Origin of the sequence: Haemophilus paraphrohaemolyticus (assembly GCF_002015045.1) — a bacterium.
Lineage (GTDB): Bacteria > Pseudomonadota > Gammaproteobacteria > Enterobacterales > Pasteurellaceae > Haemophilus_A > Haemophilus_A paraphrohaemolyticus.
In genome coordinates this window covers 37,356-51,659 of record NZ_MUXX01000002.1, presented here as the reverse complement: position 1 = coordinate 51,659, position 14,304 = coordinate 37,356, and the positions used below count along the sequence as shown (strand labels likewise).

Sequence of the window (14,304 nt, the reverse complement as noted above, 5' to 3'; positions counted from 1 at the left end):
TTTATACATAATATTTGGCATTATATACAGTAAGCTATGATTTGTAACTAATTTTTTTGAAATTTTGTGATACCATATGCCCGTTTGACAAAATAAATAAAGGATAATCCAATGTCAATTTTGCTTAATTTATATCGTAAATTGCTGAATTTACCACTTTCTTTGCTAGTAAAATCACGATCTATTCCAACCGATCCGATTACCGAATTAACACTTAATCGTGAACAGCCATTAATTTACGTTTTACCTTATACTTCACAATCAGACCTCCTGATTTTGCAGCAAAACTGCCGTAGTTTGAACCTACCTGACCCATTAGAACAAAATGTGATTAACGGTGTTTCATTGCCTCGTTTCGTCTTTTTAAACGAAGATCGCCGTATTTTTAAATCAAAAGAAGCGAAAAGCGAAACCGTTGCCTCTATTCATCGCTATTTAGATTTACACAAACAAGATCCCAATTTAGATGTGCAACTTATCCCTGTTTCTGTTCTTTGGGGGCGTGCACCAGGTAAAGAGAAAGCCCCCAATTTACGTGCGTTAGGTGCATGTTCACGTATTTTCTCGATCCTTTGGTATGGTCGTGATAACTTCGTCCGTTTCTCACAAGCGGTCTCTTTAAATGAAATGGTTGCAAATCACGATGTCGATGAAAAACTCGCACATAAATTGGCTCGTATTGCTCGTATGCACTTTGCAAAACAACGTTACTCAGCAATGGGTCCACAACTACCTGATCGCCAAGCGATGTTCAACAAATTGCTTGATTCTGATGTATTGAAAAAAGCGATTGCAGATGAAGCAGAAAATAAAAAAATTCCGCTTGAAAAAGCACGTGCTGAAGCCGCAAAAATGCTTGATGAAATTGCAGCCGATGTCAAACACGATAGCTTACGTGTGGCAGATCGTCTGTTAAGCTGGCTTTGGAATAAGCTCTATCAAGGCATCAATGTTGAAAACAGTGAGCGTGTGCGTAAACTCGCATTAGAAGGACACGAAATCGTCTATGTGCCTTGTCACCGTAGCCATATGGACTATCTGTTGCTTTCTTACTTGCTTTACCATCAAGGCTTAGTGCCACCACATATCGCAGCAGGAATTAACCTCAATTTTTTCCCTGTTGGTTCAATTTTCCGCAGCTGGGGAGCGTTTTTTATTCGCCGCACATTCAAAGGTAACCGCTTATATTCCACCATTTTCCGCGAATATTTAGCAGAGCTTTTCTATCGTGGTTATTCGGTCGAATATTTTATCGAAGGTGGGCGCTCTCGCACGGGGCGCTTACTTGAGCCAAAAACGGGAATGATGTCAATGACTATTCAAGCCTTACAACGTGGCTTAACACGTCCAATCAGCATTGTGCCTGTTTATATCGGTTATGAGCACGTGCTAGAAGTTGATACCTACGCCAAAGAATTACGTGGTGCGGCAAAAGAGAAAGAGAATGCAGGTTTAGTACTTCGTGTCATTAAAAAATTGAAAAACTTAGGGCAAGGTTATGTCAATTTCGGTGAACCGATTCAAATTAACCATTATTTAAACCAATATTTCCCAGAATGGCGTGAGCCAAGCGAAGACGGGCGTGCAAAATGGTTAAATGATGCCGTCGATCGCATTGCGAAAGAAGTGATGGTTAATATCAATAAGGCTGCAGCGGTCAATGCGAAAAACCTGATCGGCTCTGCCTTACTTGCTTCTCGTCAACGAGCGTTAACACGTGAACAGTTGATTGAACAAGTCGAAAGTTACATGCAATTATTCCGCAATGTACCTTATTCTGAAGATATGACATTACCAACAGACTCTACGGAAGCGATGCTTGAGCATGTATTAAAACTACCGCGTTCAGGCGTTACCGCAGAAAAAGATAATTTTGGTGAACTTATCCGCTTAGATCGAGAATCGGCAGTATTGATGACTTATTATCGCAATAACATTCAACATTTGTTTGTATTGCCATCTTTAGTTGCAAGCGTGATTTTACACTTAGAAGCGGTGTCGAAAGATCTAATCGTTAAAACGGTACAGCAAATTTATCCGTTCTTAAAAGCAGAACTTTTCTTACGCTTTAACGAAACAGAACTTCGCACCCAAATTGGGTTGATTCTAAACGAATTTACTCGCCAACAATTAGTAAAAAGCGAAAGCGAAGTCTTTAAAATCAATCCAGCTCATTTACGCTCATTACAATTGCACAGCAATGGTGTACGTGAATTGTTACAACGCTATTTTATCAGCTTAAATATTTTGCTTGATCGCCCTGAAATCTCACGTGGCGAGTTAGAAAAAGAAAGTCGCTCAATTGCTCAACGTTTATCAGTGCTACACGGAATCAACGCACCAGAATTCTTCGACAAAGCGTTGTTCTCAACCTTTACTTCAGCATTAAAAGTAGAAGGTTACTTTGATTCAGAAGGTAAGGCCAATAAAGCGAAAATCGAAGCAATTGAAGATTTGATTTCAAGCCTGATTTCAGCAGAAATTAAGATGACAATTAGTAGTGCGGTGAAATCAATAGAGTAATCGGCTTCTCTTCAAGCGGTAAGATTTTGTAAAACTTTTGCAAAATCTTATCTCTTTTCTGTATAATTTACGCAAACGTTTGCTTTTATTTTACCCCAAAGGATCAAAAAAATGACCACAATCGGAACAGCGTTAAGACCGAATGCAACTAAAGTAATGATGTTAGGCTCAGGCGAATTGGGCAAGGAAGTTGTGATTGAACTTCAACGCTTAGGCGTGGAAGTGATTGCAGTTGACCGCTATGAGAATGCTCCTGCTCAACAAGTAGCTCATCGTGCATATACTATCTCGATGTTAGATGGGCTGGCTTTGCGTGCATTAGTGGGACAAGAAAAGCCTGATTTTATTGTGCCAGAAGTGGAAGCTATTGCAACTGATACCTTAGTTGAGTTGGAAAGTGAGGGATATAACGTTATTCCAACAGCGAAGGCCACAAAACTAACAATGAACCGTGAAGGCATTCGTCGTTTAGCTGCTGAAGAATTAGGACTGAAAACGTCACCTTATCGCTTTGTGGATAATTTTGATGCTTTCCAACAAGCGATTACGGAAATTGGGATTCCTTGTGTGGTAAAACCGATTATGTCTTCCTCGGGACACGGGCAATCAATTATCAAATCAGCTGACCAAATTGAGCAAGCGTGGCAATATGCTCAAGAAGGTGGTCGTGCGGGTGGAGGTCGTGTGATTGTGGAAGGTTTTATCAAATTTGATTATGAAATCACACAACTTACAGTACGCCATATTCACGGTACATCATTTCTTGCACCGATTGGGCATATTCAGAAAAACGGCGATTACCAAGAATCTTGGCAGCCGCAAGCAATGAGCGAAACCGCCCAACGTAAAGCCCAAGAAGTGGCAGAGAAAATTACTTCAGCTCTTGGCGGCCGTGGTATTTTTGGTGTTGAACTTTTTGTTTGTGGTGATGAAATCATTTTCAACGAAGTCTCTCCTCGCCCACACGACACGGGCATGGTCACAATGGCTTCGCAAGAGCTTTCACAATTTGCCTTACACGCTCGTGCGATTTTAGGTCTACCAATTCCTGAAATTTATCAAATTAGCCCTGCTGCTTCAAAAGCGATTGTGGTGGACGGTAAGTCAGATAATGTCGCTTTTGGCAATCTCGATAAAGTGTTAGAAGAGAGCGGCACCAATATTCGCTTATTTGGTAAAGGTAGCGTAGATGGTCACCGCCGTATGGGGGTGATTTTAGCTCGCGATAAGAATACTGAAAAAGCGAAAGAAAAAGCCTTGCGAGCGTACCATAAACTAACAATATCTCTATAAACATAGGCTTATTAGAAAACAGAGATGGCTTCAATTTTGCTATCTCTTTTTTTTGTTTTAACAATCGCATAGAATAGACAAAATTACTTTAAGCATAGGAATTCAGATATGCCAAGATTAAGTGTTGCAATGATTGTAAAAAATGAAGAGCAAGATTTAAGTGCCTGCCTTGAAACAATAAAAGGTTGGGTAGATGAAATTATTATTTTAGATAGTGGTAGCACCGATAATACTCAGCAAATTGCTGAACAATATGGTGCAAAATTTTATATAAATACCGATTGGCAAGGCTTTGGTAAACAGCGTCAATTCGCACAACAATATGTAACAAGTGATTATGTTTTATGGCTTGATGCAGATGAGCGAGTTACCCCAGAACTTAAAAATAGTATTTTACAAGCAGTAGAAAAGAACGAAAGAAATGTAATATACCAAGTAAGTCGCTTAAGCGAGGTATTTGGGCGACAAATTCGACATTCTGGTTGGTATCCCGATTATGTTGTTCGATTATATGCGACTGATTTTGCTCAATATGGTAATGAATTGGTTCATGAAAAAGTACATTATCCTAAAGATGCACAAGTAAAAAAACTTAAGGGTGATTTATTACATTTTACTTATAAAGACATTTATCATTATCTTGTAAAATCTGCAGGATATGCAAAAGCTTGGGCAATGCAACGAGAGAAGGCTAATAAAAAAGCAACTTTATTGGATGGCGTACTGCATGCTTTAGGGTGCTTTATGAAAATGTATCTACTCAAAGCTGGTTTTTTAGATGGAAAACAAGGTTTCTTATTAGCTATTCTGTCTGCGTATTCAACATTTGTAAAATATGCTGATTTATGGAATAGAACAAGAGCGCATTAAATAACATTGAATTAGTAAAGCTACTAATGATCAAAGCATTAGTAGCTTTATTTTATAAACTAAACGCCATACTGCTCGCGATATGCCTTCATCGTAGGCAGAAATGGAGCGTATTCTGTCGATTTCTCAATAAATTGTATCAGATCATCAAAATTTACGATTGAGAATACTTGGCAACCATAATCACGCTCTACTTCTTGAATAGCAGAAAGCTCGCCTTTGCCCTTTTCTTTACGGTTTAATGCAATTAACACGCCTGCTAATTCGGCTTGGTTCGCTTGGATAATTTCCATTGATTCGCGAATGGCTGTACCTGCAGTAATCACATCATCCACCAATAAAATTTTACCTTTAAGCGGTGAGCCAATTAAGTTTCCGCCTTCGCCGTGATCTTTTGCTTCTTTACGGTTAAAACAGCAAGGCTTATCTACATCAAATTGATTGGCTAGTGCAACAGCAACCGTTGTTGCAATAGGGATTCCTTTGTAAGCTGGGCCGAATAACACATCGTAATCTAATTTTGAGGCTTGAATGGCTTGAGCATAAAACTCGCCTAATTTAGCTAAATCTCGACCTGTATTGAATAAACCCGCATTAAAAAAGTAAGGGCTTTTTCTACCTGATTTTAAGGTGAATTCGCCAAATTTAAGCACCTGACGGCTGAGTGCGAATTCAATAAAGTCGTGTTTGTATTGTTGCATAATATCCTCGCTTTATATGAAAAACACTTGTTTAGATAAATGTACGTGAACTTCGTTCATACACCCTACAAGCGGTTGTTTTTACTAAAATTTTTACAAAAAAATCCCCATCTCGGTTAAAACCAAGATGGGGAAAAGATTATTCTGGCGTGATCCAATCAACAGCCCAAGAACCCGTACCTTCAGGCACAAGCACATCTGTTAAATAAGGCAGAATTTTCTTCATTTGGCTTTCTAACTGCCAAGGTGGATTGATTACAATCATTCCACTTGCTGTCATTCCGCGTTGGTCTGAATCTGGGCGAACAGCGAGTTCAATTTGTAAAATCTTGCGAATGCCCGTTTCTTGCAAGCCACGTACGATACGTTTTGTGTGTTGGCGAAGCACCACAGGATACCAAATCGCATACACGCCTGTTGCAAAGCGTTTGTAGCCCTCTCCGATTGCTTTCACTACTAATTCATAATCTTCTTTAAGCTCGTAAGGCGGGTCGATAAGCACAAAGCCACGACGTTCTTTCGGTGGTAATGCTGATTTTAATTGCTGGAAACCATTTTCGCGCTTGGTTTGCACATTCTCTATTTTGGCAAACTCTTGGCGTAATAATGGAAAATCGTTTGGATGGAGCTCAGTTAAAATCGCACGATCTTGCGGGCGAAGTTGGTTAACTGCCAGCAATGGTGACCCCGCATAATATTTTAACTTCCCACCACGATTGATTTTTTTCAGCTCATCAATGTAAAGGGCCACGTCTTCAGGCAAATCATCACGTTCCCAAAGGCGAGCCACTCCTTCTAAATATTCGCCCGTTTTTTCTGATTCAGCACTGAATAGGCTATAACGTCCTGTACCAGAGTGAGTGTCTAAATATAAAAAGCCTTTCTCTTTTTGTTTGAGCGACTGTAAAATAAGAAGTTGTACAATGTGTTTAAGCACATCTGCGTGGTTTCCAGCGTGGAAACTATGACGATAGCTAAGCATTTCTCTCTCGATTTGATTGATTTTAAACGGCAGAATTCTACCACAAAACGCTATGGATTTAACCTTAAAAAATGGCAGCTTGATTCATCAAAAGCAAGTTCCTTCGCCTCATTTTAACCCTCGCCCGAATATTGATGATATTTCGCTCTTGGTCATTCATTACATCAGCTTACCGCCTGAGCAATTTGGCGAGCATTTCATTGATGATTTTTTTCAAGGGAAACTTGATCCCAATCTGCATCCTTATTTCCAAGAAATCAAGGATTTACGCGTTTCTGCTCATTGCTTAATTAACCGACAAGGCGAAATTACCCAATATGTGAATTTTAATGATATGGCGTGGCACGCAGGATTATCAAATTTTGAAGGGCGAGAAAAGTGCAACGAATTTTCAATTGGCATTGAACTTGAAGGCTCAAATAATCAGCCTTTTACCCAAGCACAATATGAAAGTTTAGTTGCATTAACCCAAGCAATTCAGACCGCTTACCCCGCTATTACCGATGAGCGAATTACAGGGCATCAGCATATTTCACCAGGGCGAAAACAAGATCCTGGTCGATATTTTGTGTGGGATTATTACCAACAATTACTTATAAAAAATAGAAACAAATAAGGAATCATATCAATGACAAAAACCATTTTAGCTTTCGATTTTGGTACTTATAGCATCGGTTGTGCCGTAGGGCAAAGCATTACGGGCACAGCACAAGGTTTGCCATCCTTTAAAGCCCAAGATGGCATTCCGAATTGGGATATGATTTGCAAAGTGATCCAAGAATGGAAACCTGATCTGCTTGTGGTTGGCTTACCGCTGAATATGGACGGTACAGAACAACCGCTTACACAGCGAGCAAAAAAATTCGCGAATCGCCTAAATGGACGTTTTAACTTACCTGTGGAATTGCAAGATGAACGCTTAACCACGGTTGAAGCAAAATCAGAGATTTTCGCTCGCGGTGGTTATAAAGCACTGAAAAAAGATAAAGTGGATTCAATTTCGGCTTGTTTGATTTTGGAGAGTTGGTTTGAGAATAACTAAACTTGTAAACGTTTCATAGATAAAAGATATAAAGAAAAATGCCCTTATTACTGGTAATAAGGACATTTTCAAATAATCAATCAATTTACAATGAGTAAAATTAACCTAACATATTAATAAACCAAGTAATCGCAAACAAGTTGATAATATCAACAAAGAAAGCTCCTACAAGCGGTACGATTAAGAAAGCTTTATGCGAAGGTCCGAAGGTTTGTGTTACAGATTGCATATTTGCAACAGCTGTTGGTGTTGCGCCTAAACCGAAGCCACAGTGACCAGCTGTTAAGATGGCGGCATCGTAATCTTTCCCCATAATGCGGAAAGTCACAAAGTAACCGTATAAAATCATGACGATAGTTTGAATGATTAAGATAATTAACATTGGTCCAGCTAAACCTGCTAATTCCCATAATTTGATGCTCATCAATGCCATTGCTAAGAATAAACTTAATGAAGCATTACCAAATACGTCAATCGCACGGTCAAACATATCGAATTTGAACACTTTTGTTAGAATGTTACGTAGAAGTACACCAAAACCTAATGCCCAAACAAATTGTGGTAAGCCTAAATCGGCAAATTGAGCTGCCATTACAGAAGAGAAGGCCAAACACGCTGAGAATAACGCCATGGTTTCAATGGTTGAACTTGCGGTAATAAAACGAACGTGGTCTTTTTCTTCGAAGGTTTCACCATCGTATTGATCATCTGTGGTTTCAATGCGTTTAGATGACACTTTTTTATCACGTTTTAAGCGATTTACTAAACGGCGAGCAACAGGGCCACCGATTAAACCACCAGCCACTAAACCAAAAGTTGCAGATGCCATTGCCATTTCCATTACGCCTTGTAAGCCATATTTATCCGCAAATACTTTTGCCCAAGCTGCCCCAGTTCCGTGACCACCTGTTAGAGTAATAGAACCTGTGATTAAGCCAATTTTCGGATCTAAGCCAAGTAATGAGGCTAAACCTACACCTACACCATTTTGCACAAGGATGAGTACGCCTACTACAGCAAGGAAAATCACAAGTGGGAAACCGCCTTGTTTTAAGCGAGAGAAGTCTGCTGATAAGCCAACAGAAGAGAAGAAAACAAGCATAAAGGCACTTTGTAAACTTTTCTCAAATTGGAAAGATAAACCGAACCACTGATAAAGTGCAAAAATAATTGCTGCTGCAATTAATCCGCCTGCAACGGCTTCAGGGATATTAAAATCTTGTAAGAATTGGATTTTTTTTACGAGCAAACGTCCTAAAAGTAATACGAGAGTTGCTGCAATTAGCGTGTGATAGCCATTTAATATGATTGGTTCCACGATAAAGTTCCTCTTGATTGGACCTACTTTTCAGCAGGTAGTTTTAAAATGAGTTTTGAAGTTATCGCATTAAAATTCATTTGTCAACATGGATTATAAGAATTTTTTATTTCTAGGATTATTAAATTTTATGTTAATAAACTGTTAAATGGAAACTTTAAAGTGTGAAATTAAATCTTTTCTGTTCACTCGCTCGCTTTCCTAGTAGAATAAGTCGTTTAATTAGTTATTATATCAAAAACAGAAGAGAATATGAGTCGTACCAAAAAAACACGTCGTATTACCGACATTATGCCAACCCGTAAGGCAGATAAAAGACCAGAACAACCGAAATTAACCAGTGGTAAAAATCGTAAGCTTACTCGCTATGAATTAGATGCAAAAGCACGTGAGGAGAAGAAAAAACGTAAGCATAAAGGCTTGCCAACAGGTTCACGTAATGTTGATCCTACTGAGCAGAAAAAAGCAGTGGTGAAAGAAGTTAAAGATCCGCGTATTGGTAGCAAAAAGAAAATTCCGTTGATGGTGGAGTTTGTAAACAAACCTGAAAAAGGTCAGTTCATTAAACCTGTATTGCCAGAAGAGGTTAAACCAGTTTTATCGCTAGAATTGGAGTTAGAGCAACTGGAAAATAATGAATGTTTACACCAATTACTGGATGAGTTAGATGCAGGTAAAGTACTTTCTGCAGAAGATCAAAAATTTGTAGATGAATGCTTAGATCGCATTGATGAATTGATGGAAATTTTAGGCATTCAAAATGAAGAGATGGATGAAGGTGATGCCTTATTGCACCAATTTGAAACCATCAATCTTAATCAATTTAAGTAGATAATCAGGAAATTGAGCATTGATATGATTAGATTTTTTCTCATTATTTTGGCGGTGTTGATTTTACTTTCAATGGTGGGCTATGCAGTCTATTTGTGGGCGAAAGTGAAAAATCAGCAAGCTTTAGAGCGAGAATTAAGAAAGCAAGCCGAAGAAGAGCAAAAAGCACGTTTTGAACGCATTTTTGAAAGCGTGGAAGTGATTGCCCATGCGGTAAGAACGGAGCAATGCAATCCTTCTGAAGGTGTGTTACGTTTAAAACCGCTGTTGGATGTGTTGGGGCATAAATTGTCGAATTATCCTGCCATGTGGGAGCTTTATGAGCTAGTGCAGGATATGGCAATTTTGGAGGAACGCAAAGCGTTGAAACGTAATGAGCGTATGCGTCAAGACCTCGCACGTGAAGCAAAAGAAGCCGAGCTTTTTGAGCAAATCCAAGCAGAATGTGGTCAATTGATCGAAGTAATTAAAACTTTAAAAAAGGCACAATAATGTCAGAAATTATTTGGGATTTAAATCTTATTCAAAAATATAACCAATCTGGTCCGCGTTATACGTCATATCCGACCGCATTGGAATTTAGCGAAAATTATACTAATGAAGATTTTAAAGCGGCGGCAGAACGTTATCCTGAGCGTCCACTTTCGCTTTATGTGCACATTCCGTTTTGCCATAAACTTTGCTATTTCTGTGCGTGTAATAAAGTAATTACCCGTCATCGTCATAAAGTCGATCTCTATTTAGATTACCTTGAAAAAGAGATTAAAACTCGCGCACCGCTTTTCAAAAATCGTAAAGTGACCCAAATTCACTGGGGCGGTGGTACACCAACGTATTTAGACGAAGTACAATCAGCTCGTTTGATGAATTTACTCAAAACACACTTTGATGTTCAAGCTGATGCAGAAATCAGTATCGAAATGGATCCGCGTGAAATTGAGCTGAATATGCTTGATCATCTTCGCCATATTGGTTTTAACCGTATCAGTATGGGGATTCAAGATTTCGATAAAGAAGTACAAGAGCTTGTCAATCGCGAGCAAGATGAAGCATTTATTTTTGCCTTAATGAAACGTGCGAAAGATCTGGGTTTTGTTTCAACTAACGTAGATTTGATTTACGGTTTACCAAAACAGAATGTGGAAAGTTTTATGTACACGTTAAAACGTGTGGTGGAGCTCAATCCAGATCGTATGAGCGTGTTTAACTATGCCCACTTGCCAAGCCGTTTTGCTGCACAGATCAAAATTAAAGATGATATGTTGCCACCACCAGAAACTAAATTGACGATCTTGCAAAATTCAATTCAGTTCTTAGGCGAAAATGGCTATAAATTTATCGGGATGGATCACTTCGCTAAACCTGATGATGAGTTAGCAATCGCCCAAGCTAATGGCGTACTACACCGTAATTTCCAAGGTTACACAACGCAAGAAGAGTGCGATTTATTAGGTATGGGTGTTTCTGCAATTAGCTTGCTTGGCGATACTTACGCTCAAAACCAAAAAGAGCTAAAACAATATTATTCTGATGTGGAAGAAACGGGCATCGCATTAAGTAAAGGTCTTGCTCTTACTCAAGATGACTGTATCCGCCGTGATGTGATCAAAGCATTAATTTGCAATTTCAAACTTGAATTTGACCGCTTGGAGCAAGCCTACGGTATTGATTTTAATACCTATTTTGCTGAAGATTTAACTTATTTACAGCCATTGGCTAAAGATGGCTTGCTTGAAATTAACGAAAAAAGCATCGTGGTTTCACCAAGAGGCCGTTTGTTGATTCGTAACATCTGTTTATGCTTTGATGTGTATTCAAGACAGCTTGCAAAAAGACAACAGTTTTCCAGAATTATTTAAGAGAAACGAGAATGAAACAACGTTACAATCTTCTCTCTCTGGCGGTAGTTACGGCTTGTTATAGCCAAATTGCATCAGCGGATTTAAGAGAGCAATGTTTATTAGGCGTCCCGCATTTTCAAGGTGAAGAGGTTAAAGGTGATCCGAACCAAGCACCAGTTTACATTGAGGCTGATAATGCATTAATTAATCAGCCGACGGATGCAACCTATACGGGTGATGTCAATATTAAGCAAGGAAATCGTTCGCTTTTTGCCAATGAAGTGCGTGTGGAACAACAAGGTGAGCAAGCTCGTAAAGCGTTTTTAAAAGGCTCTTACAAATATCGCGATAACCTCATTCAAGCTGAAGGTCGTGATGCGGCGGTAGATTTAACGAGTAAAGAGGCAGACCTTTCTAATACAAGCTATCAATTAGTGGATAGACAAGGGCGAGGTACAGCGGAAAGCGGTCATTTTAATGACCAAACTCGCACATTAAAAAATGCGAGCTTTACCTCCTGTTTAGTGAATGATGAATCTTGGTCAATTGAAGCGAACGAAATGATTCAGCACGTTCAAGATGAATATGCTGAAATGTGGCACGCTCGTTTTAAAGTGATGGGCGTACCCGTTTTCTATTCTCCTTATTTACAATTCCCTATTGGCGATCGTCGTCGTTCAGGTTTATTGATTCCAAGCTTTGAGCGTTCAAGCAAAAATGGTTTTACTTATTCACAGCCATTTTATTGGAACATTGCACCGAATATGGATGCAACCTTTACACCAACCTATTATTCTCGTCGTGGCTGGCAGCTTAGCCCTGAACTTCGTTATTTAACGAAGTTGGGGGAAGGCTTGGTTGCAACCGAATATATGGCGAAAGATCGCTTAGATGAATATCAACCAGATGATGGCAGCCGTAAACGTTATTTATTACATTGGCGTCATAATATGAGTTTTTTAAGCGATTGGCGTTTGAATGTGAATTACACTAAAGTGAGCGATCGCCATTATTTCTCTGATTTTGATTCAGACTACGGTAGCAGTACGGATGGCTATGCTACACAACAATTTAAATTAGGTTACTATCAATCAAACTATAATTTGTCAGTTTCAGGTAAAAAATTCCAGACTTTTGATCTTTCTACAAATTCAGTTGGCCCATACCGCGTATTACCGCAAATTGATTTCAATTATTATAAAAATGATGCGTTAAAAGGCATTGCTGATTTCCATTTATTCTCGCAAGCCGCTCGTTTTGATAATGATAGCAATCTAATGCCAAAAGCGTGGCGTTTCCACGTGGAACCAACATTAAATGCACCGCTTGTCAATCGCTATGGCAGTTTAAATCTGGAAACGAAACTTTACGCAACGCACTATATTCAACAAAAAGGTAGTGATGTCAATGCGGAAGAAATGAAGAAAAATGTCACACGTGTTATTCCTCAAATTAAGTTAGATTTCCAAACGGTACTTGAAGCAGATAAGCAGTTCTTTAAAGGTTATAATCAAACCTTTGAGCCTCGTATGCAATATATTTATCGCCCATACAAAAACCAAGCAGATATTGGCTCTAAACGCCATCAAAGCGTAAGTTTAGGCTATGATTCTGCGTTATTACAAACCGATTATTTCTCGCTATTTAACGATCGTCGTTATAGTGGTTTAGACCGTATTTCTTCTGCGAACCTTGTGACAGCAGGTGGAACAACTCGATTCTTCAGCGATAAGACAGGGACAGAGGTATTCAATTTTAGTGCAGGGCAAACTTACTATTTAAGCCCATCTAAAATTGATGATAATTCAAGCAATAGTACGGCGAATCGTTCTTCTTCGTGGGCGTTAGAATCAAACTGGAAATTCCATCGTAAATGGAATTGGCACGGAAGTTATCAATATGATACACGTTTGAATCAAACCTCGTTGGCGAATATGTCATTGCAATATAAGCCAAGCGATAGCAAATTGTTTCAATTAAATTATCGCTTTGCAAGCCGTGATTATATTAACCAAAACTTAAGTACAAACCGTTATGGTCAAGATATTAAACAGCTTGGTGGTGTCGTGGCGTGGGAATTAACGGATAATGTAGCGGCAATGTTTAGCCATTACCAAGATATTGCGTTGAAAAAACCTGTTGAAACGAAGTTTTCGATGAACTACAACACTTGCTGCTGGACTGCGAATGTTTATGTTGCACGTAGATTGGTTTCAACACCGTCAAATGCAACAAGTGATACTATTAACGATTTATTTTATGACAATAAATTTGGGGTAAATTTTGAACTTCGCTTTGGCACAAACTACAGCAGCGGTGTAAGCAGAATGTTGAAGCGTGGCTTGATTTCTTATACAGAGCCTTACGGTATTAACTAAAATGAAAAAGCTAGATGATGAAATGTAAATCACCATCTAGCTTTTTTATTGCAATTGCATTCTGTTAAACCTCATCAATCACGAACTCAAACCAATCAATCACCTCTTTTTCGTGGATGCCGTTAGGAATGAGCACATTCGCTTTTCTTACTGATTCAGGATCGTGAGAAATCAGCGGATGCCAATCAAACAGAGACTTCCCTTCATAAAGCAAACGATAAGCACAGGTTTTCGGTAGCCAGCCAAAATCGGGCAGATTTTTCTTGGTCAGTTTAGTACAATCTGGTTCTCGCTTAAAACGATCAGCATAGTGCATACAACGCCCCGTATTCACATCTAAAAGATTACACGCCACACGGGTATAATAAAGGCGTTCACGCTTACCTCGCCCTTGAATATATTTACGATAACAACATTTTCCACAGCCATCGCACAAAGCTTCCCACTCAGCATCGTTCATTTCAAGTAGCGACTTTTTCTGCCAGAAAAGCGGTTCAATTTCGGTATTTTTTTGCAAAATCCCCC

The 14,304-nt window shown here is 39.1% G+C and carries 13 protein-coding genes; 9 read left to right on the top strand and 4 right to left on the bottom strand.

Annotation, left to right across the window (positions count from 1 at the left end; genetic code table 11):
• Positions 1-111: 111 nt before the first annotated feature.
• The 3 genes from plsB (at position 112) to B0184_RS00625 (ending at position 4,686) form a co-directional block, all read left to right on the top strand.
• Positions 112-2,523, top strand: coding sequence for a glycerol-3-phosphate 1-O-acyltransferase PlsB (gene plsB, locus B0184_RS00635; RefSeq protein WP_005708623.1), 2,412 nt, complete (start codon positions 112-114; stop codon positions 2,521-2,523).
• Positions 2,524-2,634: 111 nt separating this feature from the next.
• Positions 2,635-3,816, top strand: a complete 1,182-nt coding sequence (purT, locus tag B0184_RS00630; RefSeq protein ID WP_005708556.1) for a formate-dependent phosphoribosylglycinamide formyltransferase — start codon at positions 2,635-2,637, stop codon at positions 3,814-3,816.
• 108 nt (positions 3,817-3,924) lie between these two features.
• A complete protein-coding gene (locus B0184_RS00625) occupies positions 3,925-4,686 on the top strand; it encodes a glycosyltransferase family 2 protein (protein WP_005708436.1) in 762 nt (253 codons plus the stop codon).
• 59 nt (positions 4,687-4,745) lie between these two features.
• On the opposite strand, the gene pyrE is transcribed toward B0184_RS00625, so the two are convergent.
• Together pyrE and B0184_RS00615 are read right to left on the bottom strand one after the other, a co-directional pair.
• Entirely contained in the window at positions 4,746-5,387 is a 642-nt protein-coding gene (gene pyrE / locus B0184_RS00620) for an orotate phosphoribosyltransferase (RefSeq protein ID WP_005708501.1), read from the bottom strand.
• Positions 5,388-5,526: 139 nt separating this feature from the next.
• Positions 5,527-6,369: a 23S rRNA (adenine(2030)-N(6))-methyltransferase RlmJ gene (locus B0184_RS00615; RefSeq protein WP_005708553.1), complete on the bottom strand. Its 843-nt coding sequence runs from the start codon at positions 6,367-6,369 to the stop codon at positions 5,527-5,529.
• 52 nt (positions 6,370-6,421) lie between these two features.
• Here B0184_RS00615 and ampD point away from each other — a divergent pair, with 52 nt between their 5' ends.
• Both ampD and ruvX read left to right on the top strand, forming a co-directional pair.
• Entirely contained in the window at positions 6,422-6,985 is a 564-nt protein-coding gene (gene ampD, locus B0184_RS00610) for a 1,6-anhydro-N-acetylmuramyl-L-alanine amidase AmpD (protein WP_005708551.1), read from the top strand.
• A 12-nt stretch (positions 6,986-6,997) separates the two neighbouring features.
• Entirely contained in the window at positions 6,998-7,411 is a 414-nt protein-coding gene (gene ruvX, locus B0184_RS00605) for a Holliday junction resolvase RuvX (protein ID WP_005708448.1), read from the top strand.
• A gap of 100 nt (positions 7,412-7,511) precedes the next feature.
• Here ruvX and gltS read toward each other — a convergent pair whose 3' ends face one another.
• On the bottom strand, positions 7,512-8,729 hold the full coding sequence (gene gltS / locus B0184_RS00600) for a sodium/glutamate symporter (protein ID WP_005708562.1): 1,218 nt from the start codon (positions 8,727-8,729) through the stop codon (positions 7,512-7,514).
• 252 nt (positions 8,730-8,981) lie between these two features.
• Here gltS and yihI point away from each other — a divergent pair, with 252 nt between their 5' ends.
• From yihI to lptD, 4 genes are read left to right on the top strand one after another with little or no spacing between them, the layout of a single operon-like run.
• Positions 8,982-9,560, top strand: a complete 579-nt coding sequence (gene yihI / locus B0184_RS00595; protein WP_005708547.1) for a Der GTPase-activating protein YihI — start codon at positions 8,982-8,984, stop codon at positions 9,558-9,560.
• A gap of 24 nt (positions 9,561-9,584) precedes the next feature.
• Positions 9,585-10,052 carry a DUF2489 domain-containing protein gene (locus B0184_RS00590; RefSeq protein ID WP_005708515.1) on the top strand — a complete coding sequence of 156 codons (468 nt, stop codon included), beginning with the start codon at positions 9,585-9,587 and terminating at the stop codon, positions 10,050-10,052.
• The gene (gene hemN, locus B0184_RS00585) at positions 10,052-11,419 is read left to right on the top strand and encodes an oxygen-independent coproporphyrinogen III oxidase (protein ID WP_005708614.1); all 1,368 of its coding nucleotides are present in this window, start codon (positions 10,052-10,054) and stop codon (positions 11,417-11,419) included. Before B0184_RS00590 ends, hemN begins: the two co-directional genes overlap by 1 nt.
• 11 nt (positions 11,420-11,430) lie before the next feature.
• The gene (gene lptD, locus B0184_RS00580) at positions 11,431-13,779 is read left to right on the top strand and encodes an LPS assembly protein LptD (protein WP_005708499.1); all 2,349 of its coding nucleotides are present in this window, start codon (positions 11,431-11,433) and stop codon (positions 13,777-13,779) included.
• A gap of 64 nt (positions 13,780-13,843) precedes the next feature.
• Here lptD and B0184_RS00575 read toward each other — a convergent pair whose 3' ends face one another.
• Entirely contained in the window at positions 13,844-14,299 is a 456-nt protein-coding gene (locus B0184_RS00575; RefSeq protein ID WP_039851250.1) for a YcgN family cysteine cluster protein, read from the bottom strand.
• Positions 14,300-14,304 lie beyond the last annotated feature (5 nt).